A 477-nucleotide genomic window follows, 5' to 3' on the forward strand; every position below is an offset into this window, starting at 1 on the left:
GGTGGCGGAGATGGCGGTGGAGGCGGCGGTGGTGGTGGTGGCGGCTAGCCGGAACACGTGCAGCAAGTTGAATCATCGAGAGAACACTATGGACATGCAGAACACCTCCGCGCTGACCGATGTCAACGGGTCCGAACGCACTCTGAGAGAATCGATCCACGCCCTGGCGGCGGTGATCGGGGTGCTGCAGCAGCGAGAGCACGCATTGGAAGATCTAGTCCAGGAGCAGCTGCAGCTTCTGCAGATTGCCGTCAAACACGCCGATCAGCGCGTCAGCGGCTTGGTGGAAAATGCGCTGCCCCGCCTAACGCAATTGAGCAATCAGGCGCTGACGCAGACGCTGGAACCGGCGGCCGAGCGATTCAACAAGAAGCTGGCAAACGCGGAGCAGGCGGTCCAGCAGGCCACCCAGCGCTACGTCCACGCGCAGCACTCTCTGGAAACAACGGCAACGCGGCGCATGTGGATCGCATCGAT

Annotated in this window: 1 pseudogene; it reads left to right on the plus strand. The window is 62.3% G+C overall.

Annotated features, from left to right (window positions below):
• Nucleotides 1-10: 10 nt before the first annotated feature.
• Nucleotides 11-477 (plus strand): annotated as a pseudogene (locus XdyCFBP7245_RS23495) (hypothetical protein); the annotation flags it as partial.

This window comes from Xanthomonas dyei (genome assembly GCF_002939865.1).
Taxonomy (GTDB): domain Bacteria; phylum Pseudomonadota; class Gammaproteobacteria; order Xanthomonadales; family Xanthomonadaceae; genus Xanthomonas; species Xanthomonas dyei.